Annotated in this window: 25 protein-coding genes; 17 read left to right on the plus strand and 8 right to left on the minus strand. The window is 64.9% G+C overall.

Going from position 1 to position 24,246, the window contains the following annotated elements; all coding sequences use genetic code 11:
- Positions 1–27 precede the first annotated feature (27 nt).
- From modA to modC, 3 genes are all read left to right on the plus strand, one after another.
- Positions 28–819, plus strand: coding sequence for a molybdate ABC transporter substrate-binding protein (gene modA, locus ACSBOB_RS13490; protein ID WP_442582898.1), 792 nt, complete (start codon positions 28–30; stop codon positions 817–819).
- A 17-nt stretch (positions 820–836) separates the two neighbouring features.
- A complete protein-coding gene (gene modB, locus ACSBOB_RS13495) occupies positions 837–1,541 on the plus strand; it encodes a molybdate ABC transporter permease subunit (RefSeq protein ID WP_442582899.1) in 705 nt (234 codons plus the stop codon).
- A gap of 253 nt (positions 1,542–1,794) precedes the next feature.
- Positions 1,795–2,904, plus strand: coding sequence for a molybdenum ABC transporter ATP-binding protein (gene modC, locus ACSBOB_RS13500; RefSeq protein ID WP_442582900.1), 1,110 nt, complete (start codon positions 1,795–1,797; stop codon positions 2,902–2,904).
- Positions 2,905–2,916: 12 nt separating this feature from the next.
- Here modC and ACSBOB_RS13505 read toward each other — a convergent pair whose 3' ends face one another.
- Positions 2,917–3,867, minus strand: a complete 951-nt coding sequence (locus tag ACSBOB_RS13505) for a LysR family transcriptional regulator (protein WP_442582901.1) — start codon at positions 3,865–3,867, stop codon at positions 2,917–2,919.
- An 88-nt stretch (positions 3,868–3,955) separates the two neighbouring features.
- Here ACSBOB_RS13505 and ACSBOB_RS13510 point away from each other — a divergent pair, with 88 nt between their 5' ends.
- The 12 genes from ACSBOB_RS13510 to ACSBOB_RS13565 all read left to right on the plus strand — a co-directional run bounded on the left by ACSBOB_RS13510 (position 3,956) and on the right by ACSBOB_RS13565 (position 16,313).
- Positions 3,956–4,837 (plus strand): dioxygenase family protein, encoded by an 882-nt coding sequence (locus ACSBOB_RS13510; protein WP_442582902.1) that lies wholly within the window; start codon positions 3,956–3,958, stop codon positions 4,835–4,837.
- Between the two features lie 99 nt (positions 4,838–4,936).
- Positions 4,937–5,884 (plus strand): VOC family protein, encoded by a 948-nt coding sequence (locus ACSBOB_RS13515; RefSeq protein WP_442582903.1) that lies wholly within the window; start codon positions 4,937–4,939, stop codon positions 5,882–5,884.
- Positions 5,885–5,895: 11 nt separating this feature from the next.
- Positions 5,896–6,576, plus strand: coding sequence for an alpha/beta hydrolase (locus tag ACSBOB_RS13520; protein WP_442582904.1), 681 nt, complete (start codon positions 5,896–5,898; stop codon positions 6,574–6,576).
- Positions 6,573–7,640 carry a maleylacetate reductase gene (locus ACSBOB_RS13525; RefSeq protein WP_442582905.1) on the plus strand — a complete coding sequence of 356 codons (1,068 nt, stop codon included), beginning with the start codon at positions 6,573–6,575 and terminating at the stop codon, positions 7,638–7,640. The genes ACSBOB_RS13520 and ACSBOB_RS13525 overlap by 4 nt, the downstream gene beginning before the upstream one ends.
- 29 nt (positions 7,641–7,669) lie before the next feature.
- A complete protein-coding gene (locus tag ACSBOB_RS13530; protein ID WP_442582906.1) occupies positions 7,670–8,971 on the plus strand; it encodes an ABC transporter substrate-binding protein in 1,302 nt (433 codons plus the stop codon).
- A gap of 178 nt (positions 8,972–9,149) precedes the next feature.
- Positions 9,150–9,869, plus strand: coding sequence for an ABC transporter ATP-binding protein (locus ACSBOB_RS13535; RefSeq protein ID WP_442582907.1), 720 nt, complete (start codon positions 9,150–9,152; stop codon positions 9,867–9,869).
- A complete protein-coding gene (locus tag ACSBOB_RS13540) occupies positions 9,869–10,576 on the plus strand; it encodes an ABC transporter ATP-binding protein (protein WP_442582908.1) in 708 nt (235 codons plus the stop codon). Before ACSBOB_RS13535 ends, ACSBOB_RS13540 begins: the two co-directional genes overlap by 1 nt.
- A gap of 208 nt (positions 10,577–10,784) precedes the next feature.
- A complete protein-coding gene (locus tag ACSBOB_RS13545; RefSeq protein WP_442582909.1) occupies positions 10,785–11,648 on the plus strand; it encodes a branched-chain amino acid ABC transporter permease in 864 nt (287 codons plus the stop codon).
- Between the two features lie 257 nt (positions 11,649–11,905).
- A complete protein-coding gene (locus tag ACSBOB_RS13550; RefSeq protein ID WP_442582910.1) occupies positions 11,906–12,988 on the plus strand; it encodes a branched-chain amino acid ABC transporter permease in 1,083 nt (360 codons plus the stop codon).
- Complete coding sequence (locus tag ACSBOB_RS13555; RefSeq protein WP_442582911.1) at positions 12,981–14,735, plus strand: FAD-dependent oxidoreductase; 1,755 nt, start codon at positions 12,981–12,983, stop codon at positions 14,733–14,735. The genes ACSBOB_RS13550 and ACSBOB_RS13555 overlap by 8 nt, the downstream gene beginning before the upstream one ends.
- A 9-nt stretch (positions 14,736–14,744) precedes the next feature.
- A complete protein-coding gene (locus ACSBOB_RS13560; protein WP_442582912.1) occupies positions 14,745–15,638 on the plus strand; it encodes an intradiol ring-cleavage dioxygenase in 894 nt (297 codons plus the stop codon).
- A gap of 309 nt (positions 15,639–15,947) precedes the next feature.
- The gene (locus ACSBOB_RS13565) at positions 15,948–16,313 is read left to right on the plus strand and encodes a VOC family protein (RefSeq protein ID WP_442582913.1); all 366 of its coding nucleotides are present in this window, start codon (positions 15,948–15,950) and stop codon (positions 16,311–16,313) included.
- A 280-nt stretch (positions 16,314–16,593) separates the two neighbouring features.
- Here the strand turns inward: ACSBOB_RS13565 and pcaF are convergent, their stop codons facing one another.
- The 3 genes from pcaF to ACSBOB_RS13580 form a co-directional block, all read right to left on the minus strand.
- Positions 16,594–17,799: a 3-oxoadipyl-CoA thiolase gene (pcaF, locus tag ACSBOB_RS13570; RefSeq protein WP_442582914.1), complete on the minus strand. Its 1,206-nt coding sequence runs from the start codon at positions 17,797–17,799 to the stop codon at positions 16,594–16,596.
- 1 nt (position 17,800) lies between these two features.
- Positions 17,801–18,598, minus strand: a complete 798-nt coding sequence (locus tag ACSBOB_RS13575) for a CoA-transferase subunit beta (RefSeq protein WP_442582915.1) — start codon at positions 18,596–18,598, stop codon at positions 17,801–17,803.
- Between the two features lie 219 nt (positions 18,599–18,817).
- Entirely contained in the window at positions 18,818–19,675 is an 858-nt protein-coding gene (locus tag ACSBOB_RS13580) for a CoA transferase subunit A (RefSeq protein ID WP_442582916.1), read from the minus strand.
- A 125-nt stretch (positions 19,676–19,800) separates the two neighbouring features.
- Between ACSBOB_RS13580 and ACSBOB_RS13585 the strand changes: the two genes are divergently transcribed.
- Entirely contained in the window at positions 19,801–20,574 is a 774-nt protein-coding gene (locus ACSBOB_RS13585) for an IclR family transcriptional regulator domain-containing protein (protein ID WP_442582917.1), read from the plus strand.
- 219 nt (positions 20,575–20,793) lie between these two features.
- Here ACSBOB_RS13585 and ACSBOB_RS13590 read toward each other — a convergent pair whose 3' ends face one another.
- The 4 genes from ACSBOB_RS13590 to ACSBOB_RS13605 form a co-directional block, all read right to left on the minus strand.
- Positions 20,794–21,528 carry an MBL fold metallo-hydrolase gene (locus ACSBOB_RS13590; protein ID WP_442582918.1) on the minus strand — a complete coding sequence of 245 codons (735 nt, stop codon included), beginning with the start codon at positions 21,526–21,528 and terminating at the stop codon, positions 20,794–20,796.
- An 88-nt stretch (positions 21,529–21,616) separates the two neighbouring features.
- Positions 21,617–22,171 carry a copper chaperone PCu(A)C gene (locus ACSBOB_RS13595; protein ID WP_442582919.1) on the minus strand — a complete coding sequence of 185 codons (555 nt, stop codon included), beginning with the start codon at positions 22,169–22,171 and terminating at the stop codon, positions 21,617–21,619.
- Positions 22,172–22,272: 101 nt separating this feature from the next.
- Positions 22,273–22,650 carry a hypothetical protein gene (locus ACSBOB_RS13600; RefSeq protein WP_442582920.1) on the minus strand — a complete coding sequence of 126 codons (378 nt, stop codon included), beginning with the start codon at positions 22,648–22,650 and terminating at the stop codon, positions 22,273–22,275.
- A gap of 100 nt (positions 22,651–22,750) precedes the next feature.
- Entirely contained in the window at positions 22,751–23,188 is a 438-nt protein-coding gene (locus ACSBOB_RS13605; RefSeq protein WP_442582921.1) for an Lrp/AsnC family transcriptional regulator, read from the minus strand.
- A 137-nt stretch (positions 23,189–23,325) separates the two neighbouring features.
- Here ACSBOB_RS13605 and rocF point away from each other — a divergent pair, with 137 nt between their 5' ends.
- Positions 23,326–24,246: an arginase gene (gene rocF / locus ACSBOB_RS13610; RefSeq protein WP_442582922.1), complete on the plus strand. Its 921-nt coding sequence runs from the start codon at positions 23,326–23,328 to the stop codon at positions 24,244–24,246.

Here is a 24,246-nt window from a genome sequence, read left to right on the forward strand (position 1 = left end):
GGCACGGCAGCCTCAAGGGAGATGACGATGATTGGGAACAAGGGATTGCGACTGCTGGCTTTGGCCGGGGGCCTGATGCTGGCGGCAACGCCGGCAGCGTTCGCGGCGGAGAGCCTCACCGTATTCGCCGCCGCCAGCCTCAAGAACGCGCTCGACAACGTCAACACCGCCTGCGAGGCCGATGTCGGCGAGAAGGCGACGATCTCCTATGCCGCGAGTTCGGCGCTGGCCAAGCAGATCGAGGAAGGCGCGCCCGCCGACGTGTTTATCTCGGCCGACCTCGCCTGGATGAAATACCTTTCCGACAAGAAACTGACCAAGGCGGACACGGAAGTCCAGTTGCTCGGCAACCGCATCGTGCTGGTAGCGCCGGCCGATTCGACCGCCAGCACGGAGATCGCGCCGAACTTCGACCTGGCACACCTGGTCGGCGACGGAAAACTCGCCATGGCCAATGTCGATTCGGTGCCGGCCGGCAAATACGGCAAGGCGGCGCTGGAAAAGCTCGGCGTGTGGGCCTCGGTCGAAGGCAAGGTGGCGCAGGCCGAGAACGTGCGCGCCGCGCTCGCGCTGGTCTCCACCGGCGAGGCGCCGGTCGGCATCGTCTACCAGACCGACGCGGCGGCCGACAAAAAGGTCAAGATCGTCGGCACCTTCCCCGAGGATTCGCACCCGCCGATCATCTATCCGGTGGCGCAGACCGCCGAGTCCAAGGACGCCGAGACGCCGGCCTTCCTGAAATGCCTGCAATCGGTGAAAGCCAGGGGCCTTTTCGAGGAGCAGGGTTTTACCGTATTGGTGCCGCCGGCCTCGAACTGATTTCGACTGGATCATGAATGGAGTGGCTGCATCTCAGCCCGGATGAGTGGAATGCGGTCCGGCTCTCCATAAAGGTCTCGACCTGGGCGACGGTGGTCGCGCTGCCGTTCGGCATCGCCATCGCCTATGCGTTGGCGCGCCGCGAGTTCTGGGGCAAGTCGATCCTCAACGGCATCGTCCACTTGCCGCTGATCCTGCCGCCCGTCGTTACCGGCTATCTTCTTCTTCTCACCTTCGGCAGGCGTGGCCCGGTTGGCGCTTTCCTTGCCGAGCATTTCGGCATCGTCTTCTCCTTCCGCTGGACGGGCGCCGCACTTGCCTGCGGGGTGATGGCGTTCCCGCTGATGGTGCGGGCGATCCGCCTCTCCATCGAGGCGGTCGACAAAAAACTCGAGGCGGCGGCCGGCACGCTTGGGGCCAATCCGGGGTGGGTGTTTGCCACGATCACGCTGCCGCTGATCCTTCCCGGCATCATCGCCGGCATGATCCTGTCCTTCGCGAAAGCCATGGGCGAGTTCGGCGCGACCATCACCTTCGTCTCCAACATTCCGGGCGAAACCCAGACCCTGCCTTCGGCCATCTACACGTTTACCCAGGTGCCCGGCGGTGATTTGGGAGCGCTTCGGCTTACGCTGGTGTCGATCGCGATTGCCATGGTCGCGCTGGTGGCGTCCGAGGTGCTGGCGCGGCGCGTCAGCCGGCGGCTGGATATCGAGGGATGAAGGTTTTTCACCCCTCGTTCGATTTCATTCCAAGCGGCTTCGTCAGGCTGGAACACCCCTCATCCGACCTCGCCTCGCTCGGCCACCTTCTCCCACAGGGGGAGAAGGTCGGAGTCTTGCATGATCGCCTCTGCAAATCTCCAACGTTGGTGATCGGCAGAGGCGTTGATGCAGTGCTCCACCTTCTCCCCTTGTGGGAGAAGGTGCCGAACGAAGCGAGGCGGATGAGGGGTGTTCCAGCGAGGCGCGGCAGATGACCCTGTCCGTCCGCATCCATCACAGCCAAGGCGCCTTCCTGCTCGACGCCGCTTTCGAAAGCAGCGGCCGGCTGACGGCGCTGTTCGGGCCGTCCGGCTCGGGAAAGACTTCGCTGATCAACATGATCGGCGGGCTGGTTCGCCCCCGGAGCGGCCGCATCGAGGCGGACGGACGGCTGCTGGTCGATACCGACGCGCACGTCTTCGTGCCGAAGTATCGCCGCCGTATTGGTTACGTGTTCCAGGATGCGCGGCTTTTCCCGCATCTCAGCGTCGGCCAGAATCTCGGCTATGGCCGGTTCTTCACGCCGGCCACCGAGCGTTATGCCGATTTTTCCGGCGTCGTCGACCTGCTCGGCATCGGCCATCTCTTGCCGCGCAAACCAGCCTCGCTCTCCGGTGGCGAAAAGCAACGCGTGGCGATCGGCCGGGCGCTGATCGCCAGCCCAAGACTGATCCTGATGGACGAGCCGCTCGCCTCGCTCGACGACGCGCGCAAGGCCGAGATCATGCCCTATATCGAGCGGCTGCGCGACGAGACGAAAATCCCGATCGTCTATGTCAGCCATTCCGTGGCCGAGGTAGCCCGGCTCGCCTCCGATGTGGTCGTGCTGTCGGGCGGCAAGGTTACTGCCAGCGGCCCGGCCGCCGACATTCTTTCGCGTTTCGACCTGCTGCCCGAGGAGGAGCGGGCGGAGGCCGGTGCGATGATCGACCTGACCGTAATGGGGCAGGACGAGGTTTTTGGGCTGACGGTGCTGCGCTCCGCCAGTGGCGAATGGCGCCTGCCGCGGATCGACGCCGCGCCCGGTGCGAAGGTGCGCGCCCGCGTACGAGCCCGCGATGTGATGCTGGCGGTCGTGCGACCGGTCGGCATCAGCGCGCTCAACGTGCTGCCGGGAAAAATCGCGGCGATGACGGTGGGCGAGGGGCCGGACGGGCTGGTCTCGCTCGACTGCGGCGGCGATCGCCTCGCCGCCCGCGTCACACGCCGCTCGATCGACGCGCTCAGCCTCGCGCCAGGACGCGAGGTGTTCGCGGTGGTCAAGGCGGTGACGTTCGACCGGGGGAATACCGGCAATCTCCAGCGCGACCTTAAGGGGTGAGCGCGAGGAACTTCACGCCCCCCAGACTACCGCCTGCTCGTGCCGCTTGATCAGGTGTTTCAAATTCTCGAAACTCTTGCCGACATGCGCGGCGAAGGCCTCGACGGCCGGCGCGCGCGGTGTGTCGGACAAGCGCAGCAGCCCTAGTGCTCGTTCGGGCTGCGGGAAGTCGAAGGGGAGCGCGGTGATCGCCCGGTCCTTGCGCAGCGCGAAGACGACGCTGTGCGGCAGGACGGTCAGCGCATCGGTGGCCTTCATGTAGTTGACCACACTGAGCGGTGAGCCGCCCGAATAGCGGATGCGTATTTCCGTGACGCCCAGCCACAGCAGGATGCGGTGCAGGTCCGACAGCAGCGGGCTGCCCGGCGGCGGCGCGATCCACGGATAGGCGACCAGATCGGCGGCGACGATCCGGCGCTTCATTAGTAAGGGATGCGTCGCGCCGCAGGCGATGACGTTGCGGGCCGGCAGGATCTCCTGGAAGGTCAGGCCCGACCCCTCGTCCAGAATGTCGATCGGGCAGACGCCAATGTCGATGCGGTCGGAGAGCAGCGCTGCGCTCAGATCCGGCAGGTAGCCATAGGTCTGGTCGATGCGCACGTCCGGATGCGCCTGCTGGAATTCGGCGATCATGCCGGCGATCAGCGCATCCATGAAGAACGGCACGCCGCCGAGCCGCACCACGCCTGCCTGGCCCTGGCGGAAGTCGGCGACCAGTTCCGAGGCTTTTCGCGATGCCGAGAGCATGACCTGGCCGTGATCCGCCAGCGCGCGGCCGAGCGATGTCGGCTCCAGCGGCCGGCGGCCCTTGTGGAACAGCGGCTCGCCCAGCCGCTTCTCCAGCATCGCCAGCGTCCGCGACACCGCCGGCTGGGTCAGGCCGAGCATCGCCGCCGCTTCGGTGACGCTGCCGGTCTGCACGACCGCGGCGAGTTGCACCAGATGGCGTTCATCGAGTTTCATAACGATATGGTATATTAACTCCGTATAAAATCATCAAACAATCGAAGCGCCGGTGCTAGCCTGTTTTCGACAAGGCGTGGGAGGAAACATGCCATCGCTGAGCACCGCGCCGGCTTTCGGCGAGGACACGTCCTTCGACATTTTCGCCGGCCGGCTCGACAAGGCCCAGGCGAGCCGGCTGTCGAAGGCGCTTGTGTCGACGGTCGCGCATCTCCACCAGCTTGTTCGTGAAACCCGCCCGACTCCGGCCGAATGGAAGAAGATCGTCACCTTCTTGACCGAGGTCGGCCACGCCAGCGACGACAAGCGCCAGGAATGGGTGCTGCTGTCCGACCTGCTCGGCGTCACCGCGCTGGTGGAAGAGCTTAATTCGCGCCGCCCGCACGGGGCGACGCCGAACACGGCGCGCGGGCCGTTCTACCGTGCCGATGCGCCAAAACTGCCGAACGGCGCCAGCATCTCGCTGGACGGTTTTGGCGAGCGGCTCAATGTGCGCGGAAAAGTGCTGGACCTCGACGGCCGGCCGGTTGTCGGCGCCACGGTCGAGACCTGGCAGGCCAACGGCACGGGCTTTTACGAGAACCAGCAGCCGGACCTGCAGCCGGAATTCAATCTGCGCGGGGTCTTTACCACGGGCGGCGACGGCGCCTTCGACTACGTTACCGTCAAGCCGGCGGGCTACACGGTTCCCGACGACGGGCCGGCGGGCCAGTTGTTGCGCGCGGTCGGCGGTGCGCTGCGGCGGCCGGCGCATCTGCATTTCATGATCAGCGCCGATGGCTTCGAGACCGTGACGACGCATGTGTTCGAGCGCGCCGAGGCGATGCTGCATGAGGATCCGTTGTTCGGCGTCCGGCCGGAGCTCATCGGCGATATCCGGCACGAGACCTGCAAAGGCGGGACGACTGTCTGGGCGCTCGACTTCACCTTTGTCATGGTGCGGGCGAAGCCGGGGAGGCGGGCCGCATGAGGATTTTTCGCTTGTCGACGATCAACTGTCCGGCGGTCGCGATTTGCCCACACGAAACAGTGCTACAGTCCCGCACGGCATAATTTCAGGGAGGAAACAATGGCTCTTATCGACGGCTACCACCATCTCACCATGAGCGTCGACGGCGCTCAGGAGGATTTCGACTTCTTCACAAAAACGCTCGGCATGAAGTCGGTAAAGAAGACCGTGCTGTTCGACGGCACCACGCCGGTCTACCACCTCTATTACGGCAACGCCGCCGGCGACGCCTCCACCATCGTCACCACCTTTCCGTTCCGCAAGCCGGGCATTTTCGGCAAGCGCGGCACCAACCAGACCAAAGTCATCCAGCTTGCGGTGCCGCCCAAAAGCCTCGACTTCTGGGAAGACCGGCTGAACAAGGCCGGCCGCAACGCAAGGCAGATCGAGCGCTTCGGCATCAAGCGGATCGCCTTCGAACATCCTTGCGGCATCCCGATAGAGCTGGTCGCGGCCGACAGCGACAAGCGCGAATCGATCTCCGCCGACGGCATCAGCGCCGCGCATGGCATCAAGGGCATCTACGGCGTCGGCATCGCGGTGTTCGACAAGACGTCCATGGACGATTTTCTCACCATCGGCCTGGGGCTGGAGAAGCTCGGCGAGGAAAGTGCGGCGCTGAAATTCAAGCTTCCGGCTTCCGGCCCGATGGGCTCGGTAGAGGTACTGCATGAGCCGAACAAGCCGCAGGGTACATGGACGCTGGCCGGCGGCACAATCCATCACCTCGCGCTCAACACCATCAACGAGGAGAACCAGCTAAAACTCAAGGCGCATCTGGAAGGCATGGGTTTCACCGACGTGTCGGACCAGAAAGACCGCAACTATTTCAAATCCTGCTACGTCCGCTCGCCGGGCGGCGCGCTGTTCGAGATCGCCTGGTCGGTGGAGCGTGGCTGGGCGGTCGACGAGCCGGAAGGCAAGACCGGCCAGACGCTGGTCTTCCCGCCCTGGTTCGAGGACCGCAAGGCCGAGATGGTCGCCGGCCTCGAAAAATTCGAGTGGTAGGCGGTTTGGGTATGGATGCTGCCGGGACAGATGACGCGGTGCTGAGGCTGGGGGCCATGCCCGCCCATGCCGACGCGCTCTGCGTCTTCGTGCATGGCCGCGGCCAGTCGCCGGAGGAGATGGCCGATCATGTGATCGACCGCCTCCGCAATTCAAGCGCGCATGTCGTGCTGCCGCGCGCGCCGGGCGGCGTCTGGTACGAAGCGCGCGCCGTCGATCCGCTGTCGGCGCGTAGCGCGTCGCAACTCGAGGCGGCGCTGGACGCGATCGATGCGGCCATCGACCTGGCGGTATCCGAAGGCGCGCCGGGCGACCGCATCGTGCTCGCCGGCTTTTCGCAGGGCGCCTGCCTGTCGCTCGAATATGTTCTGCGTCGGCCCGGACGGCTGCGCGGACTGGTGGCGTTCACCGGCTGCCGCGTCGGCGGCGCGTTGCGGGCGCAAGCGGCCACCTTCCTCGACGGATTGCCCGCTTATCTCTCCTGCGGCGACGCCGATCCTTGGATACCGCTCGACGCGTTCTTCGAGGCGGCCCAGGATGTGGCCCGGGCGGGTGCCGCGTTGCGCGTCGAAGTGTTTCCGGGTCGGGTGCATGAGGTTCTGGACGCCGAGATCGCCGTGCTGGACGCGATGCTGGAGCAGGTGGCAGCCGGCCGCGTGGCTTCCGGTACGAGAAGGGAAGCGGCGGCATGAGCACGATAAACCCCTTCGTCTTTCCCGGCCTGCGCTCCCGCGTCATCTTCGGCCATGGCACCATTGTTGAGACCGGTGTCGAGATCGCAAGGCTCGGGCGGCGCAAGGCGTTGGTGCTGTCTACGCCCAACCAGAAAGCTGACGCGGAGGCGCTTTCCGAGCGGCTCGGTGCGTTGTCCGCCGGCATCTTCGCAGGGGCTGTCATGCACACGCCGGTCGAGGTGACCGAAACGGCGCTGGCCGCATTCAAGTCCAGCGGCGCGGATTGCGTCGTGTCGCTCGGTGGCGGCTCGACCATCGGCCTCGGCAAGGCGATCGCCACCCGTAGCGGCGCCGACCAGGTGGTGATCCCGACCACCTACGCCGGTTCCGAGATGACCGATATTCTGGGCGAGACCGCTGGCGGCGAGAAGACGACACGGCGCGACCCGTCGATCCTTCCCGAAACCGTGATCTACGATGTCGACCTGACGCTCACCCTGCCGCCGGCACTGACGATCACCTCGGGGCTGAACGCCATGGCGCATGCCGCCGAAGCGCTCTACGCTCGCGACCGCAATCCGATCGTCACGCTGATGTCGACGGACGCGTTGCGCACGCTCTCCGGCGCGCTGCCGGCTCTGGCGAAGGACGCCGGTGACCGCGAAGCGAGGGCAGGGGCGCTCTACGGTGCCTGGCTCTGCGGTGCAGCCCTCGGCGGAGCGTCGATGGCGCTGCATCACAAGCTCTGCCACACGCTGGGCGGCAGTTTTAATACCCCGCATGCCGAGACCCACGCGATCCTGTTGCCGCATACGATCGGGTTCAATTCGGTGGAGATCCCGGACCTGCTCGCGCCGGTCTCGGATGCGCTTGGCGGCACGCCGGGTGCCGCGCTGTTCGACTTCGCCGCTTCGCTCGGCGCGCCGACTAAACTCAGGGATTTCGGACTGAGCGAGAGCGATCTCGACCGCGCCTCGGAAATCGCGACCAAAAATCCATATTGGAATCCGCGTGCCTTCAACCGCGAAGACATCCGCGCGCTTCTGCAAGATGCCTGGGAGGGGCGGCGCCCGCCGCAATGAACTGAACGACTAGCTTGGGAGGAGAGACGATGACGAGACTTGTTACACGTGGACTGACCAGACGTACCCTGCTGAAGAGCGCCGCGGCGACCGGCCTTGTCGCCGGCGCGTCGGGCCTGGCGATGCCGGCCATCGCCCAGAACAAGGCGGTGAAACTCGGCTATGTCAGCCCACAGACCGGGCCGCTTGCCGCCTTCGCCGAGGCCGACGCCTTCACCATTGAAGGGCTGAAGGCCGTCACGAAATCGCTCGGCCTCGACATCGAGGTGATCGTCAAGGACAGCCAGTCCAACCCGAACCGCGCCGCCGAAGTCGCCAAGCAGCTGATCGTCGACGACGAGATCAACCTCATGCTCGTCGCCTCGACGCCGGAGACGACAAACCCCGTCGCCACCACCTGCGAGGCGGAGGGCATGCCCTGCATCTCGACCAAGGCGCCATGGCAGCCCTGGTTCATCGGCCAGCAAGGCAACCCCGGCGATCCCTCGACCTGGAAGCCGTTCGACTTCGCCTACCACTTCTTCTGGGGGCTGGAAGATGTCATCGCTGTCTTCACCAACATGTGGGCGCAGGTCGAAACCAACAAAAAGGTTGGCGGGCTGTTTCCCAATGACGGCGACGGCAACGCGTGGGGCGACAAAACGGTCGGCTTCCCGCCGGTGCTGGCGGAAAAAGGCTTTACGCTCAACGATCCCGGTCGCTACCAGAACCTCACCGACGACTTTTCGGCGCAGATCAACGCCTTCAAGTCGGGCGGCGTCGAGATCATCACCGGCGTGATGATCCCGCCGGACTTCACCACCTTCTGGAACCAGGCCAAGCAGCAGGGCTTTACGCCCAAAGTGGCGTCAATCGGCAAGGCGATCCTGTTCCCGCAGGCGGTCGAGGCGCTCGGCAACCAGGGCAACAACCTGTCGTCGGAAGTCTGGTGGTCGCCGACGCATCCGTTCAAGTCGTCGCTGACGGGCGTCTCCTGCGCCGAGCTCGCGGCCGGCTTCACCGAGGCCACGAAGCGGCCATGGACGCAGCCGATCGGCTTCATCCATGCGCTTTTCGAGGTGGCGATCGACGTGGTCAAGCGCGTCGACGATCCAAGCGATGCCGAGGCTGTGACTGCCGCGATCGCCGCGACAAAACTCGACACCATCGTCGGCCATATCGAGTGGAACGGCGCCAACGTGCCGCCCTTCGCCGCCAAGAACATTTGCAAGACGCCGCTGGTCGGCGGCCAATGGCGGCTGAAGGACGGCGGCGGCTATGACCTCGTCATTACCGACAACAAGACGGCTCCGGAGATCCCGACCGGCGGCAAGATGGAGGCGATTTCGTAAGGGCTGCCCTTACCCTCCCCCTTGAGGGGAGGGTGGCCCGAAGGGCCGGGTGGGGTCCTCGCGGCCAGACTCCAACGTCGCTTTGCGTCGGAGCACTGCCGCACCGACCCCACCCGCCTCGCTTCGCTCGGCACCCTCCCCTCAAGGGGGAGGGGAGGCCGCAACCGTCAGGAACGCCATGCCCATCCTGTCCCTCAAATCCGTCTCGAAATCCTTCGGCGCCCTTAAAGTCGCCGACGCGGTTTCGTTCGACCTTTCTGGGGGTGAGGCGCTGGGCATCATCGGACCGAACGGTGCGGGGAAATCGACGCTGTTCAACCTGATCACCGGCAATGTTTCCGCCGACGCCGGCCGGATCGATTTCAATGGCGCGGATGTCACCCGCGTGCCGCCGATGCAGCGCTGCCTCGCCGGCATCGGCCGCACTTTCCAGATCCCGCAGCCCTTCGAGAAACTGACGGTGTTCGAGAACCTGCTGGTCGCCGCCGCCTTCGGGTCACGTAAGCGCGAGGCCGAAGTCACAGACCGTTGCGCCGGCATCCTGGTTGAGACCGGGCTGTTCGACCGCGCCAACCAGACCGCCGGCAGCCTCGGCCTTTTGCAGCGCAAGCGGCTGGAACTGGCGCGTGCCCTGGCGACCGACCCGAAAGTGCTGCTGCTCGACGAGATTGCCGGCGGCCTGACCGAGGGCGAGTGCCACGCGCTGGTCGAGACCATTCGCGCCGTGCATGCGCGCGGCACCTCGATCATCTGGATCGAGCATGTGCTGCACGCACTGAACGCCGTGGTCGGTAGGCTGCTGGTGCTGAATTTCGGCAAGGTGATCGGCGTCGGAAAACCAGACGATATCATGGCCTCGCGCGCGGTGCGTGAAATCTATCTCGGGATCGAGGTGTGATGGCACTGCTCGAAACCCACGGGCTGACGGCCCGTTACGGCGACTTTCAGGCTCTGTTCGGCGTCGACATCGCGCTTGAAGCCGGTCAGACGGTTGCCATCATCGGGGCTAATGGCGCCGGCAAGACGACGCTGATGCGCTCGATCTCCGGCGTGCTGAAGAACGCCCCCGAGCAGATCATGTTGGGCGGCGAGCCGATCGGTGCGCTCACCGCACCCGACGTGGTGGCGCGTGGCATCGCCATGGTGCCGGAGGGACGAAAACTGTTCCCGTCGCTGTCGGTCGAGGAGAATTTGCTGATCGGCAAATATGGCCGGGCGGTCGACGGGCCGTGGTCGCTGGACAGAGTCTACGGCCTGTTCCCGATCCTGAAGGAGCGGCGCAACAGCCCCGCCACGGCGCTGTCGGGCGGCCAGCAGCAGATGGTGGCGATCGGCCGGGCGCTGATGTCCAACCCGCGCGTGCTTCTGTGCGACGAGATCAGCCTCGGGCTGGCGCCGGTCGTCATCCGCGACATCTACGCCGCCTTCCCGGCAATCCGCGTGGCGGGTGCGTCGGTCATCGTCGTCGAGCAGGACATTTCGCAGGCGCTGAAGGTCGCGGATCGCGTCTATTGCATGATGGAGGGCAGGGTGACGCTGACCGGCACGCCAGCCGCCCTGACGCGCGAGGACATTCACGCGGCGTATTTTGGGGTGCGGGGATGATGGTAGCAACTCTTCGCACCCCCCTCTGTCCTGTCGGACATCTCCCCCTCAAGGGGGGAGATTGGCCGGCCGTTTTGGTTTCGCCCATCGCCAACGTTGCAGGAAGAGCGGTGGCGATGAAACTGCCAATCTCCCCCCTTGAGGGGGAGATGTCCGGCAGGACAGAGGGGGATGCTAAGCACCCCGCCGCCAACCGCGAGCCCCGCCCATGAGCTGGCTCGACACCATCGTCCAGGGCATCCTGCTCGGCGGGCTCTACGCGCTGTTCGCGGCGGGTCTCAGCCTCGTCTTCGGCATCATGCGCCTCGTCAACCTCGCACACGGCGACCTGATCGTGCTCGCCGCCTTTCTCATCCTGCTGCTGGTCAGCGCGCTCGGCCTCAACCCGTTCGTTGCTGCACTCGTCGCCATGCCCATCATGTTCGGCATCGGCTGGCTGCTGCAATCTCAGCTTTTCAACCGCACGCTCGGGCCGGACATCCTGCCGCCGCTGCTCGTCACCTTCGGCCTTTCCATTGTCATCCAGAACGCGCTGCTCGAAGGCTTTTCCGCCGATAGCCGGCGCATTTCACTTGGCGCTCTGGAAACCGCGTCGCTGAACCTTGGGCCGATCAATGTCGGCGTCATGCCGCTGCTGACTTTTCTGTCGGGGGTTCTCGTCATCGTCGGGCTGAACCAGCTCTTCTACCGCACGTCGCTTGGCCGGGCCTTCCGCGCCACCTCCGACGACGTGGTCACCGCCGGCCTGATGGGCATCAAGCCCGACCGCATCTTCGCCACCGCCACCGGCATTGCCATGGTGGTGGTGACGATTGCCGCCCTCTGTCTCGGCACGCGCGCCAATTTCGACCCGACCATCGGTCCGGCCAGGTTGATCTACGCCTTCGAGGCGGTGATCATCGGCGGGCTGGGATCGCTTTGGGGGACGCTGGCGGGCGGCGTTATCATCGGCGTGGCGCAGACGCTTGGCGCGGCGGTCAACCCGGAATGGCAGATTCTGGCCGGGCACATCGCGTTCCTGCTGGTGCTGCTGGTCCGGCCGCGCGGGCTGTTTCCTAGGGCGGTGGATTGAAGGATGGCGATGTCAGCATTCCTTCCCACCCCCCTCTTTCCTGCCGGACATCTCCCCCTCAAGGGGGGAGATTGGCAGCTTCGATCCTGCCGTCTCTCTTGCGGCGTAGGCAATTGGCGAAAGCGGTTGCGACGGCCAATCTCCCCCCTTGAGGGGGAGATGTCCGGCAGGACAGAGGGGGGTGCGACGGAGCGCAGCCGTCCAAGTGCGAAGGAGCGCATTCGTTCCATCGCCAGCGCAAGCATGGGCGGCGGGTAATGGACGCTTCGCACTACCCCTGGACCGTTGAAACGCGCACCCGCGCGTCGCGCGGCTTTGCCATTGCTGCCGCCATCGTCGTCCTCCTAGCCATCCTTGCTCCGCTGTTCTTATCGCGCGGGCTGCTGCAGGACCTGTTCTTCATCCTCACCATGCTGACGCTCGCCCAGAGCTGGAACCTGCTCGCCGGTTATGCCGGGCTGGTCTCCGTCGGCCAGCAGGCCTTCGTCGGCTTCGGCGCCTATGCGATGTTCGGCTGCGTCATCCTGCTCGGCCTCGATCCGCTGGTGTCTATCCTGCTCGCCGGCATTGCAGCGGCATTGCTCGCCATTCCCACCGGCTTCTTCGCCTTCCGTCTGCAAGGCGCGTATTTCGCCATCGGCACCTGGGTCATCGCCGAGGTCGTGCGGCTGCTTCTGGCGCAGTGGAAGGCGCTGGGCGGCGGCACCGGGACGTCGCTCCCATCCGGCACGACGCGCGACATGCTTGGGGTCGGCGCGGTCGGCGACCTGTTGGGTATGCGCCCCGCGCAAGCTGCCGATGTCGTCTGCTACTGGCTGGCGCTTGTGCTTGCGGTCGCGACGATCGGCTTCGTCTATCGCCTGCTGCGCTCGCGCCAGGGACTGGCGCTGGCCGCCGTGCGCGACAACCAGGAGGCGGCGCGCTCCGTAGGCGTCGACGCGCGCCGCGTGAAAACCTACGTCTATTTCTCGGCCGCCTTCATCACCGGGCTCACCGGCGCGCTGATCTATGTGCAGAAGGCGCGCATCTCGCCGGACGCCGCCTTCTCGGTGATCGACTGGACGGCCTACGTCATCTTCATCGTCGTCATCGGCGGCATCGGCACGGTCGAGGGGCCGATCATCGGCGTCATCGTGTTCCTGCTGCTGCAGAACATGCTCGCCGATTACGGCTCCTGGTATCTGCTGGTGCTCGGCCTTATCGGCATCGCGGTGATGCTGTTCGCGCCGCGCGGCCTGTGGGGCCAATTCACCGAGCGCACCGGCATCCAGTTCTTCCCCGTCCGCCGCATCTTGCGCGGCGGGCTTGCCTCAACGACCAAGGGAGCGCCGCATGGCTGACATTTCCACCGACGTCCTCATCATCGGCACCGGCCCGGCCGGCTCGGCCACCGCCGCGCTGCTCGCCACCTATGGCGTCGAGAACATGGTGATCAACCGCTACCGCTGGCTCGCCAACACGCCGCGCGCCCACATCACCAACCAGCGCACCATGGAGGTGCTGCGCGACCTCGGCCGCGAGGTCGAGGACGAGGCCTACATGTTCGCCACTGAGCAGGATTTGATGGGCGAGAACATCTTCTGCACGTCGTTGGCGGGCGAGGAGATCGGGCGAATGCGGAGTTGGGGAAAACATCCGCTGTCGCGTGCCGAGCACTATTTGTCCTCGCCGAGTCACATGAACGACCTGCCGCAAACCTTCATGGAACCTCTGCTTTTCAAGACCGCCTGCTCGCGCGGCACCCAGGCGCGCATGTCGACGGAGTATGTCTCCCACACGCAGGATGCCGACGGCGTCACCACCATTTGCTACGACCGCCTGACCTGCAAGGAGTTCACCGTCCGCTCGAAATATCTGGTCGGCTGCGACGGCGGAAATTCGAAAGTCGCCGAACATGCGGGGCTGACCTTCGAAGGCAAGATGGGCGTCGGCGGCTCGATGAATATTTTGTTCAAGGCCGACCTGTCGCGCTACGTGGCGCATCGCCCGTCGGTGCTCTACTGGGTGGTGCAGCCCGGCGCGGATGTCGGCGGCATCGGCATGGGCCTGGTGCGCATGATCCGCCCGTGGAACGAATGGCTGATCGTCTGGGGCTACGACATCAACGGTCCCGAGCCGAAGGTCGACACCGCCTTCGCCACCAAGGTGGCGCGTGACCTCGTCGGCGATCCCGAACTTGAGGTCGACATCCAGTCGGTTTCGACCTGGACCGTCAACAACATGTACGCGACCACCATGTCCAACGGCCGGGTCTTCTGCATGGGCGACGCAACCCACCGCCATCCGCCGTCCAACGGGCTGGGCTCCAACACCTCGATCCAGGACGCTTTTAATCTCGCCTGGAAGCTCGCCTATGTCCTCAAGGGCAGCGCGGGGTCGAAACTTCTCGACAGTTTCAATACCGAACGCGCGCCGATCGCAAAACAGATCGTGACCCGCGCCAACCAGTCGATCGAGGAGTTCGGCCCGATCTTCAAGGCGCTCGGCCTGCTCGATTCCATCGACCCGGTGAAGATGCAGCAGAATATGGACGCGCGCTGCGACGACACGCCCGAGGCCGAGGAGCAGCGGAGAAATATCCGCGAGACCGTCGCCTTCAAGGTCTACGAATTCGATGCGCATGGCGTCGAGATGAACCAGCGCTACAGATCGGACGCGGTTCTCACCGACGGGCAGCCGGAACCGGCCTTCGACAAGGACGCGGAACTGCATTACCACCCGACGACCTGGCCCGGCGCGCGCCTGCCGCACGTCTGGGTGTTCGACAATCATGGCGGCAAGGTTTCGACGCTCGACCTCGCCGGCCATGGCCGCTTCTCGATCCTGACCGGCATCGGCGGGCAGGGCTGGGTCGAGGCGGCAAAAATCGTCGGCCGGGAACTCGGCCTCGACATCGCCGCCCACATCATCGGCCCGCGCCAGCATTGGCAGGATTTTACCGGCGACTGGGCCCGCGCCCGCGAGGTGCGCGACAGCGGCATCGTGCTGGTGCGGCCGGACCAGCATGTGTGCTGGCGGCGCGAGACGATCGCTGGCGATCCTGTGGCGGAACTGCGGCGGGTGCTTAAATTCATCCTGGCTCTATGAGGAACGATCATGGACGCGCATGAAAAGGGTTTCTTCACCGAGCAGAACTCGGTCGAGGTCGTCACCGGCCGCAACGCCAACGCCAAGAGTGAGCGGCTGAAACAGGTGATGGAGGTCATCACCCGAAAGCTGCATGAGGCGATGAAGGAGATCGAGCCGACGCAGGATGAATGGATGCAGGCGATCCAGTTCCTCACCAGCACCGGCCACATGTGCAACGACTGGCGGCAGGAGTTCATCCTGCTTTCCGACGTGACCGGCGTCTCGATGCTGGTCGACGCGATCAACAACCGAAAACCCTCGGGCGCTTCCGAATCCACCGTCCTCGGCCCGTTCCACGTCGCCGACGCGCCGGAACTGCCGATGGGCGCCAACATCTGCCTCGACGCCAAGGGCGAGGACATGGCGATCTCCGGCCGCATCCTCGACACGTCGGGAAAGCCGATCGCCGGCGCGGTGCTCGACGTCTGGCAAGCCAACGATGAAGGGTTTTACGACGTGCAGCAGAAGGGCATCCAGCCCGACTTCAATCTGCGCGGCGTGTTCCGCACCGGCGAAGACGGCCGCTACTGGTTCCGCGCGGTCAAGCCGAAATTCTACCCGATCCCCGACGACGGCCCGGTCGGGCAACTGCTAGGGGCGCTCGGCCGCCATCCCTATCGTCCGGCGCACCTCCACTTCATCATCAAGGCGGAGGGTTTCGACCCGCTCGTCACCCACATCTTCGATCCCGACGATCCGTATATCAACTCCGATGCAGTGTTCGGCGTGAAGGAAAGCCTGCTCGCGGAATTCAAGCGCGTCGACGATCCGGCGAGGGCGAAGGAATTCGGCTTCGACGGCTGGTTTTGGGAGGTGGAATACGATTTCGTGCTGGCGGGTCCTTCGAGGCTCGCCCGCTGACGATTTCGCTCTATTTTTTCGGAGCGTTGCGGGCTCGCGCCTCAGGATCAGGACTGCCGTGCCTGCAACGCTAACCTTCCATGTCGATCTGGTATGGACATTGAAGTACTGGTTTCCAGCGCGTTGAGGCCGGGTGATCAGCCAGTCTTCGAAACTATGCATCCAGCTTTGGCGATTGGCGTTGCAAGCCCAACAGTCCTCATCCTGAGGTGCGAGCCTGCACGGCCTTGGCTATAGGATTGTAAACGTCCGGTGGGCGAGCCTCGAAGGACGCACCCCATTGCATTGCAACGTCTCCTGGAGCCACCCATGCAGGTCAAACGCATCGTCACCAACATCGCCACCGATGACGTGGCCGCCGCGAAACGTTTCTACGGCGATGTGCTCGGCCTCGACATGCTGATTGATATGGGCTGGATCCCCACCTACGGCTCGAACCAGGAGATGACCGTGCAGATCAGCGTGATGTCGCAAGGCGGGTCAGGCACGCCGGTGCCGGACATCTCGATCGAGGTCGACGATCTCGACGCGGCGATGGAGCGCGTGCGGGCGAACGGGATTGCGATTGAATACGGCCCGACGGAGGAGCCGTGGGGTGTCCGGCGTTTTTACGTGCGCGATCCGTTGGGACGGCTGGTCAACATTCTGGCGCACCTCAAAAGCAGATTGCGGTAGTCCTAGAATAGTTCAGGCACGCGCGGTCTGCCGTCTCCACCAAGCTGGAACACCCCTCATCCGACCTCGCTTCGCGAGGCCACCTTCTCCCACAAGGGGAGAAGGTGGAGTTTCGCGCAGACGCCTTCGCAAATCTCCAAGGCTGACGATTGGCACAAGCGTGGCGGCATCGCTCCACCTTCTCCCCTTGTGGGAGAAGGTGGCCTCGCGAAGCGAGGTCGGATGAGGGGTGCTCCAGCCGGGCGAGACGGCGCAAGGTTTCCCAACACGCCATCCGCGCCTACACCCGCTCCAGCGCCACCGCGATTCCCTGGCCCACCCCGATGCACATGGTCGCCAGCGCCAGTTTCGCTCCGCGCTCGCGCAGTTCCAGCGCCGCCGTGCCGGTGATCCTGGCCCCCGACATTCCAAGCGGATGACCGAGCGCGATCGCTCCGCCATTCGGGTTGACGTGCTCCGCGTCCTCGGCGATCCCGAGTTCGCGGAGCACGGCGATGCCTTGGGAGGCAAAGGCTTCGTTCAGTTCGACGACGCCGAAATCCTTCGGCGAAAGGCCGAGCCTCGCGCACAGCTTCTTCGTCGCCGGCGCCGGGCCGATGCCCATGATGCGCGGCGGCACGCCCGCCGTCGCCCCGCCAAGGATGCGGGCGATCGGTGTCAGGCCATATTTCCTCGCCGCCGCCTCGGAGGCGATGATCAGCGCGGCCGCGCCGTCATTGACGCCGGACGCATTGCCGGCCGTCACCGTGCCGCCCTGCCGGAATGGCGTCGGCAGTTTCGCCAGCGTCTCGACCGTCGTGCCGGCGCGCGGATGTTCGTCCTTCGCAACCATGACCGGTTCGCCCTTGCGCTGCGGGATCGTCACCTGAGTGATTTCTTTCGCCAGCCGGCCGTTGGCCTGTGCGGCCACCGCCTTGTCCTGGCTGCGCACGGCAAAGGCGTCCTGGTCGGCGCGCGATACGGCAAAATCCTCGGCCACGTTCTCGCCGGTCTCCGGCATGGAATCGACGCCGTACTGTTTCTTCATCAACGGGTTTATGAAGCGCCAGCCGATGGTGGTGTCGTAGATCTCGGCGTTGCGCGAAAAGGCGCTGTCGGCCTTGGGCAGCACGAAGGGCGCACGGCTCATCGATTCCACCCCACCGGCGATCATCAACTCGGCCTCTCCGGCCTTGATGGCGCGGGCGGCGGCGATGACGGCATCCATGCCCGACCCGCACAGCCGGTTGATTGTCGTGCCCGACACCTCCTTCGGCAGGCCAGCGAGCAGCAGGGCCATGCGCGCCACATTGCGGTTATCCTCGCCCGCCTGGTTGGCGCAGCCATAGATCACGTCGTCGACGGCGGCCCAATCGACCGCGCCGTTGCGCTCGACCAGCGTCTTCAGCGGAATCGCGCCGAGGTCGTCGGGGCGCACCGACGAAAGCTGCCCGCCGAAGCGGCCGATCGGGGTGCGGATGTAGTCGCAGATGAAAGCTTCGGTCATGTCAGGCGGCCTTCTCCTTCTTCGCCGTGCCCTCATGCGCCGCTTTCGTCCTTGCTTGCAAGTCGCGCAGCGTCTTCAGTTCGAGATCGGTCGGGGCAGGAGTCTCCTCCAACTGCTCGGCAAATCTCACCGTCCAGCCGCAGGTCTCCTGCACTTTTTCCCGCGTCACGCCGGGATGCAGCGACACCACCGTGAACTCCTTCGTCTCCGGGTCCGGCTTCCAGATGGCGAGGTCGGTGATCAGCAGAGTCGGCCCGGCCGTGTCGATACCGAGCCGCTTGCGATGGTCGCCGCCTTCGCCATGGCCGAACGATGTGAAAAAGTCGATCTTCTCGACCATGCCGCGCCTGGTCTGCGCCATGGTGATGTAGACCTGCTGCGAAGAGGTGGCGATCTCCGGCGCGCCGCCGCCGCCGGGCAGACGTGTCTTCGGATGGGCGTAGTCGCCGATCACCGTCGTGTTGATGTTGCCGAACTTGTCGAGTTGCGCAGCGCCGAGGAAACCGATGGTGACGCGCCCGCCCTGCAACCAGTAGCGAAACATTTCCGGCACCGGCACGGTGGTTACCGCCGTCTCGCAGAGTTCGCCGTCGCCGATCGACAGCGGCAGCACGTCGGGCGCCGTGCCGATCGTGCCGCTCTCGTAGATCAGCGTGATATCCGGCGCATGCGTCAGCCGCGCCACGTTGCAGGCGGCCGACGGCGCGCCGATGCCGACGAAGCACACGTCGTCACTGGTCAGCGCCCGCGAGGCGGCAATCGTCATCATCTCGTTGGGGGTGAAGTTTTGAGCGCTCATCTGGGGCTCCAGAAATCCGGGTATGATTCACGACGCTTGAAGGAGAAACGCAGGGGACAGTTTACTTTTTCCGCCTGCGCCAGCCTTGACGCGCTTCGGCCCTTCTGCGGAAAGAAAGTAAACTATCCCCGGCACTTACACCGTTTCCGCCGCCAATTTCTTGAACCCAATTCGGATCGCGGGACGAATTCTGTAGAACTGTCCTCGGACTTCCCTCGCTCATGCCGCTTTCCTCAGATGTGCGACGCGGCCGGCGAAATCGTCGGCGCTCTTCTCGATCACGTTCTTCTGCATCCACTCGCGGAAACGATCCCGGTCAGCCGCGATCTCGTCCCATTCCAGATAGGCGGCATTGTCGCGGTCGTAATAGCCCTGCGTGTAGGAGGGGTGCGATCCGCCCGGCACGACCGATATGGCATGGACCGTCCAAGACGGCAGCACGCAGAGGTTCGGGTGCAGGTCGTCGAAACTGTCGACGACCTCCTCGACCGTGACCACGGCTCGTTTCGCCGCCAGCACGGCTTCCTTCTGAATGCCGACGATGCCTTCCACCAGCACGTTGCCCTTGCGGTCGGCTTTTTGCGCATGGATGAAGGTCACGTCCGGGCGCACCGCCGGTACGGCTGCCAGCTTTTCGCCGGTGAACGGGCAGATGACCGATTTGATATTCGGATTGACCTCGGCCAGCCCGGCGCCGCGATAGCCGCGGAAGATAGCACAGGGCAGCCCGGCCGCGCCCGCTTCGTAGGCGTTGGCCATGGCGGCGTGGCTATGTTCCTCGATCTCCAGCGGGTGCGGAAAGCCGTTCTCGACCGCGTCGCGCAGCCGGCGCAGCAGGCCGACGCCGGGATTGCCGGCATAGGAAAACACCGCCTTCCTCGCCATGCCCATGCCGATCATCTGGTCGTAGATCAGGTCCGGCGTCATCCGCACCAGGGTGAGGTCCTTGAAACCCTGGCGGATCGCCTCGTGTGCTGCGGCGGTCGGGATCAGATGGGTGAACCCCTCGAAGGCGGCGGTATCGCCACTCTTCAGATTCTCCGAAACCGCCTGGCTGAGCGGCAGGAACTTTGCCACGTCATCACCTCCAATATGTAAGAATTGTTCGTATTGCGAACATAAGTTTCTTATGCGATACTATTTCTCTCAAGTGCCAGATTGTCAACCGTCCGATCCGTCGCCAACAAGGGACGCTGTGTTCAATGCCGGAAGCGCCTTCCTCGCGCGATCTCGTCGGCTCGCTGGAAAAAGGCCTCGGCGTGCTGGAAATCCTTGCTGCGCACCCTGCCGGGCTGACTCTCACCGAGACCGCCGAGCGTGCCGGCCTGACCCGCGCCGGGGCGCGCCGCCTGTTGCTGACGCTCGTCGCCGCCGGCCATGCCGTCCAGAGTGGGCGGCTGTTCGTGCTGTCGCCGCGCCTGCTGTCGCTGGCGAGGATCTGGCTGGAGGGCACGTCGCTGTGGTCCTTCGCCGAGCCGTTCATGCGCGAGGTAGCGAGCGAGATGAACGAATCCTGTTCCGCTGCGGTGCTATCCGGCCACGATGTCGTCTATGTCGCCCGCATCCCCGGCGCCCGCATCATGCGCGTGTCGCTGCAGGTCGGCACGCGGCTTCCCGCCTACTGCACCTCGATGGGCCGGGTTTTGATGTCCGGCATGACGCAGGAGCAACTCGCGGACTTCCTCGGCGGCGCGACGATCGAGCCGAACACGCCGAAGACCATCACAGACCGCCGCGAGATCGCGCAAAAAGTCCGGCAGGCGGCCGAGCAGGGTTTTGCCATGGTCGACGAGGAACTGGAACTCGGCCTGCGCTCCCTCGCCGTGCCGGTCCACGACCGGCAGGGCGTCGTGGTCGCCGCCATCAACGTCTCGGCCCAGTCGGCCCGGTTCTCGGTGGCAGATATGGAGCGCACCATCCTGCCGCCGCTAAAACGCGCGGCGGAAAAGATCGAGGATTTTTTCGCGGTGCAGTGACCGGGATTCGTTTGCCAAAAGGCAGCCTTAAGCCCGTCGCCTGAGCTGCCGAAAAAAGCGCCGGCGGTGAAGGCGAACGTGAGCGCCATCAAGCCCGAATGCCGCAATCATCATCGCGAAACCGCCAAAAACAGGGGGTGCGTGAAGCGTATCACGCGCTTTGAGCGTGGCTGGCGTCATAACATTTTGAAACTATTGCAACTTCCGGACTTCACGCGCCTATCGCGGCTGCAAGCGGGATCGCGTCTTCGCCTCGATGTAGGCCCGCGCGATCGTATGCATGCGTGCCCTGTCGAAGCTCGGCCCATGGCCGCCATGGCCAGCGCCGATGTCCAGTTCCGCCAGTCTTTTCATGGTGTTGAGATAGACGGCGACGTCCGCGCCTGGGATCGCGTCGACCAGTTCGTCGTCATAGATCGCGTCGCCGGCGAAGAATTCGCCGTTCCTTTCGTCGAGCAAAGCAATCGATCCCGGCGAATGGCCGGGCAGGTGCAGGATTTTGAACAGCCGGTCGCCCGTGTCGACGGTGTCTCCTTCGCCGAGCAGTTCGGTCAGGGGCGCCGGAGCCAGCCGATAGTTTTCCATCGACCAGCCGGCCGAAGGTGGCCGCTCCAATGCGTCCGCCTGGCCGGAGAACCATGAGGCGAGCGTTCCCTCGTCCTTCATGGTGGCGAAGATCTCGGCCTCCGCCGCATGTCCGGCGCGGCGGGAGAATTCGTGAAAGCTGCCGATATGGTCGACATGGGCATGGGTGGCGATCGCCAGGAGAGGCCTGCCGCTTCCCGGCAAGGCTTTGGAAAGACTGGCGATTCCGACGCCGAAATCGAGCTGGATGTCGAAGTCGCGGCCGGCGATCCGGTAGAGATTGGCGCGGAAGAACGGATGCACGAACGGCTCGGTGATCAGCGTGACGCCGGGTGAGACGGGACGGCATTCGAACCAGGAAGACGGCATGACGCTGGAATTCCAACGGTTTACGCCGGCGGGATGCAGGCGGGCCGCATCATGCGGCCCGCCTGCATAGCAGGAAATCCGGCCCGGTTCAGCCGCCTGTCGCCTGGTGCTTCGAGTGGTCGACCTCGCCGGCCTTTGGCTCGACCGCGAACTCGACATCGACTGTGCCGGCCTTCTCGAAGGTCAGCGTTCCCGGAAATTTCACACCGGCCTTCGGCATTTGCTTCAGGTCCATGAACATGATGTGGAAGGCGCCGGGCTTCAGCGCGACCTCGCCGCCGGCGGGGATTTCGATGCCGTCCCCGATCGGCCGCATGGTCATCACGCCTTCGGAATTCACAGCCATTTCATGGACTTCCGCCTTGCCGGCGATGGAAGAGGTGATCGAAACCAGACGATCCGGCGACGTCCCGTGGTTCTTGATTACCAAATAGCCGGCGGCGACTTTCGCGCCCTCCGGAATCTCGCGCGACCAGGGATGGCCGATCTCGAGGTCGCCGAGCTTGAACTCATGCGCCCAGAGCGGCCGGGAAAGAGCGAAAAGCAGCATCAGCGCGAAAGCGAGGACGCCGAGCCCCTCTTCGATGCCGCGGGAGCGAGAATGGGCGATCGTGTGCGCCGTGGCGCGTGGAAAAATCTGCATGGGGGTGTTCCATTGGTTCTGACCGCGCCTGAAAGGCCGCGGAAATTCTGTTCAATATCAAGAAGTTGGAAGCTGTGGCGCAGGGCCGCCGCTGGTGCAGATCAGCCTATCGCAGGCGGTGCGCGCGGGCTGCCCGGCGGGTGGTCGTCGGCCTGGACGACGATCGTCCGGCCCATCGGCCTGCGGGCGGCAATGCCTGTCTGGAACGCGACGGCAAGCGAAGTGCCCGTCGGCGGCGCGCCGACAACCATTGCGGCGGCGGTGCAGCCGAGCATGCAGCAGCCCGGCATCTTGCCGTGGTCGCTGCGGTCGGCCGGTGTGCCGTGGTCCGAACTGGTGATGCAGAGCGGGTTGCCGAAGGCATCGAGAGGAATGTTGCCCGCCGCCACCGCGAAACCGCCCGACAGCGATTGGACGAGGAACAGCGCGGCCGCGACCAGCGCGAGCCCTTTGCTCCATCCTTTCAGTATCTTAGGCATCGCTGCCGCGTCTCCGAGATGCGCTTTGCTTACCACGGTTTTCCGGCCGCGAGAAACCGGATTGTCGCGATGCGGCAACGTGCCCATGGATTGGGCAGGCTCAGAGCCGCGCCCGCGTCGTCCTCGGCGTGGCGAGCAGCAGGCTGGTTTCCGATCCGGTGATGCCCGGAATGAGGCGGATGCGCCGCAGCACGGCGTCCAGGTCGGTGAGCGAGGTGGCGCCGATCTCGACCACCAGGTCCCAGCGGCCGTTGGTTGTGTGGACCGTCGAGACTTCCGAAAACCCGCCCAGCGCACGGATCACCCGGTCGGCGGCGTGGCCCTCGATCTCAACCATCATGATGCCGCGGATGCGCTGGTCGACTGCGTCGGCGCGCAGGATCACCGTATAGCCGATGATGTCGCCGGACTTTTCCAGCCGCTCCATGCGGGCGCGTGCCGTGGCCCGCGAAACGCCGAGGTCGATCGCCAGGTCGGAGATGCTGCGGCGTCCGTCGTGGCGCAGCAAGGTCACCAGCTTTTCGTCGAGGTTGTCCATGGCTTTCCAATTCGGTTGCCTGATTGATCAGAACGATAAGCCATTTCTCGTTATTTGCCAATTTTCTCTATTCGTTTCGTCGGGTGGCTCTGTTTGAATCCAGGCATTCTCCAATCCGCGAATTTCAGGGGTTTTCGATGTTGTGCAGGATCGTTGGTGCGCCCGTCCAGGACGGCGCCGGCCGCATGGGCTGCGAGATGGGGCCGAGCGCGCTACGCACCGCGGGGCTGGTGTCGGCGCTGCGCGACCTCGGCCATGAGGTCGAGGATCTCGGCGCGGTGCAGCCGCTGGCTGCCCGACGTATCGTCCACGGAAACCTCGCGCTGAAGGCGCTGCCGGAGATTTCCGCCTGGACCTCTGCCATCACCGAGACAGCCTACGTCGCAAGCGCCGGCGCCATGCCGATCTTCCTGGGTGGCGACCATTCGATCTCCGCCGGCACGCTGTCGGGTGTGGCCCGCCGCGCCGCCGAGCAGGGGCGTCCGCTGTTCGTGCTTTGGCTCGACGCCCATCCGGATTTCCATACGCTCGACACCACGACCAGCGGCAATCTGCATGGCGTGCCGCTCGCCTATGCCAGCGGCCAGCCGGGCTTTTCCGGCTATTTCCCTGATCTGACAGCGAAAATCGATCCGTCGCGGGTCTGCACATTGGGCTTGCGCAGCGTCGATCCGGCCGAGCGCCGGGCGCTGATGGCCGCCGGCGTCACCGTCCATGACATGCGCGCTGTCGATGAGCACGGCATTCCAAAACTGCTGCACGCTTTCCTGGCGCGGGTGGAGGCAGAAAACGGGCTGCTGCATGTCAGCCTCGACGTCGATTTCCTCGACCCGTCGATCGCGCCGGCGGTTGGCACCACCGTTCCCGGCGGCGCCACATTCCGTGAAGCGCATCTGGTCATGGAGATGCTGTCGGACAGCGGCCTCGTCTCCAGCCTCGACCTCGTCGAGCTCAACCCCTTTCTCGATGAACGCGGACGAACCGCCACCCTGATGGTCGACCTCACCGCCAGTCTTATGGGCCGACGCATCATGGACCGCCCGACGAGGAGCTTCTGA

The organism is Mesorhizobium sp. KACC 23794, assembly GCF_052180275.1.
Classification (GTDB): Bacteria; Pseudomonadota; Alphaproteobacteria; order Rhizobiales; family Rhizobiaceae; genus Kumtagia.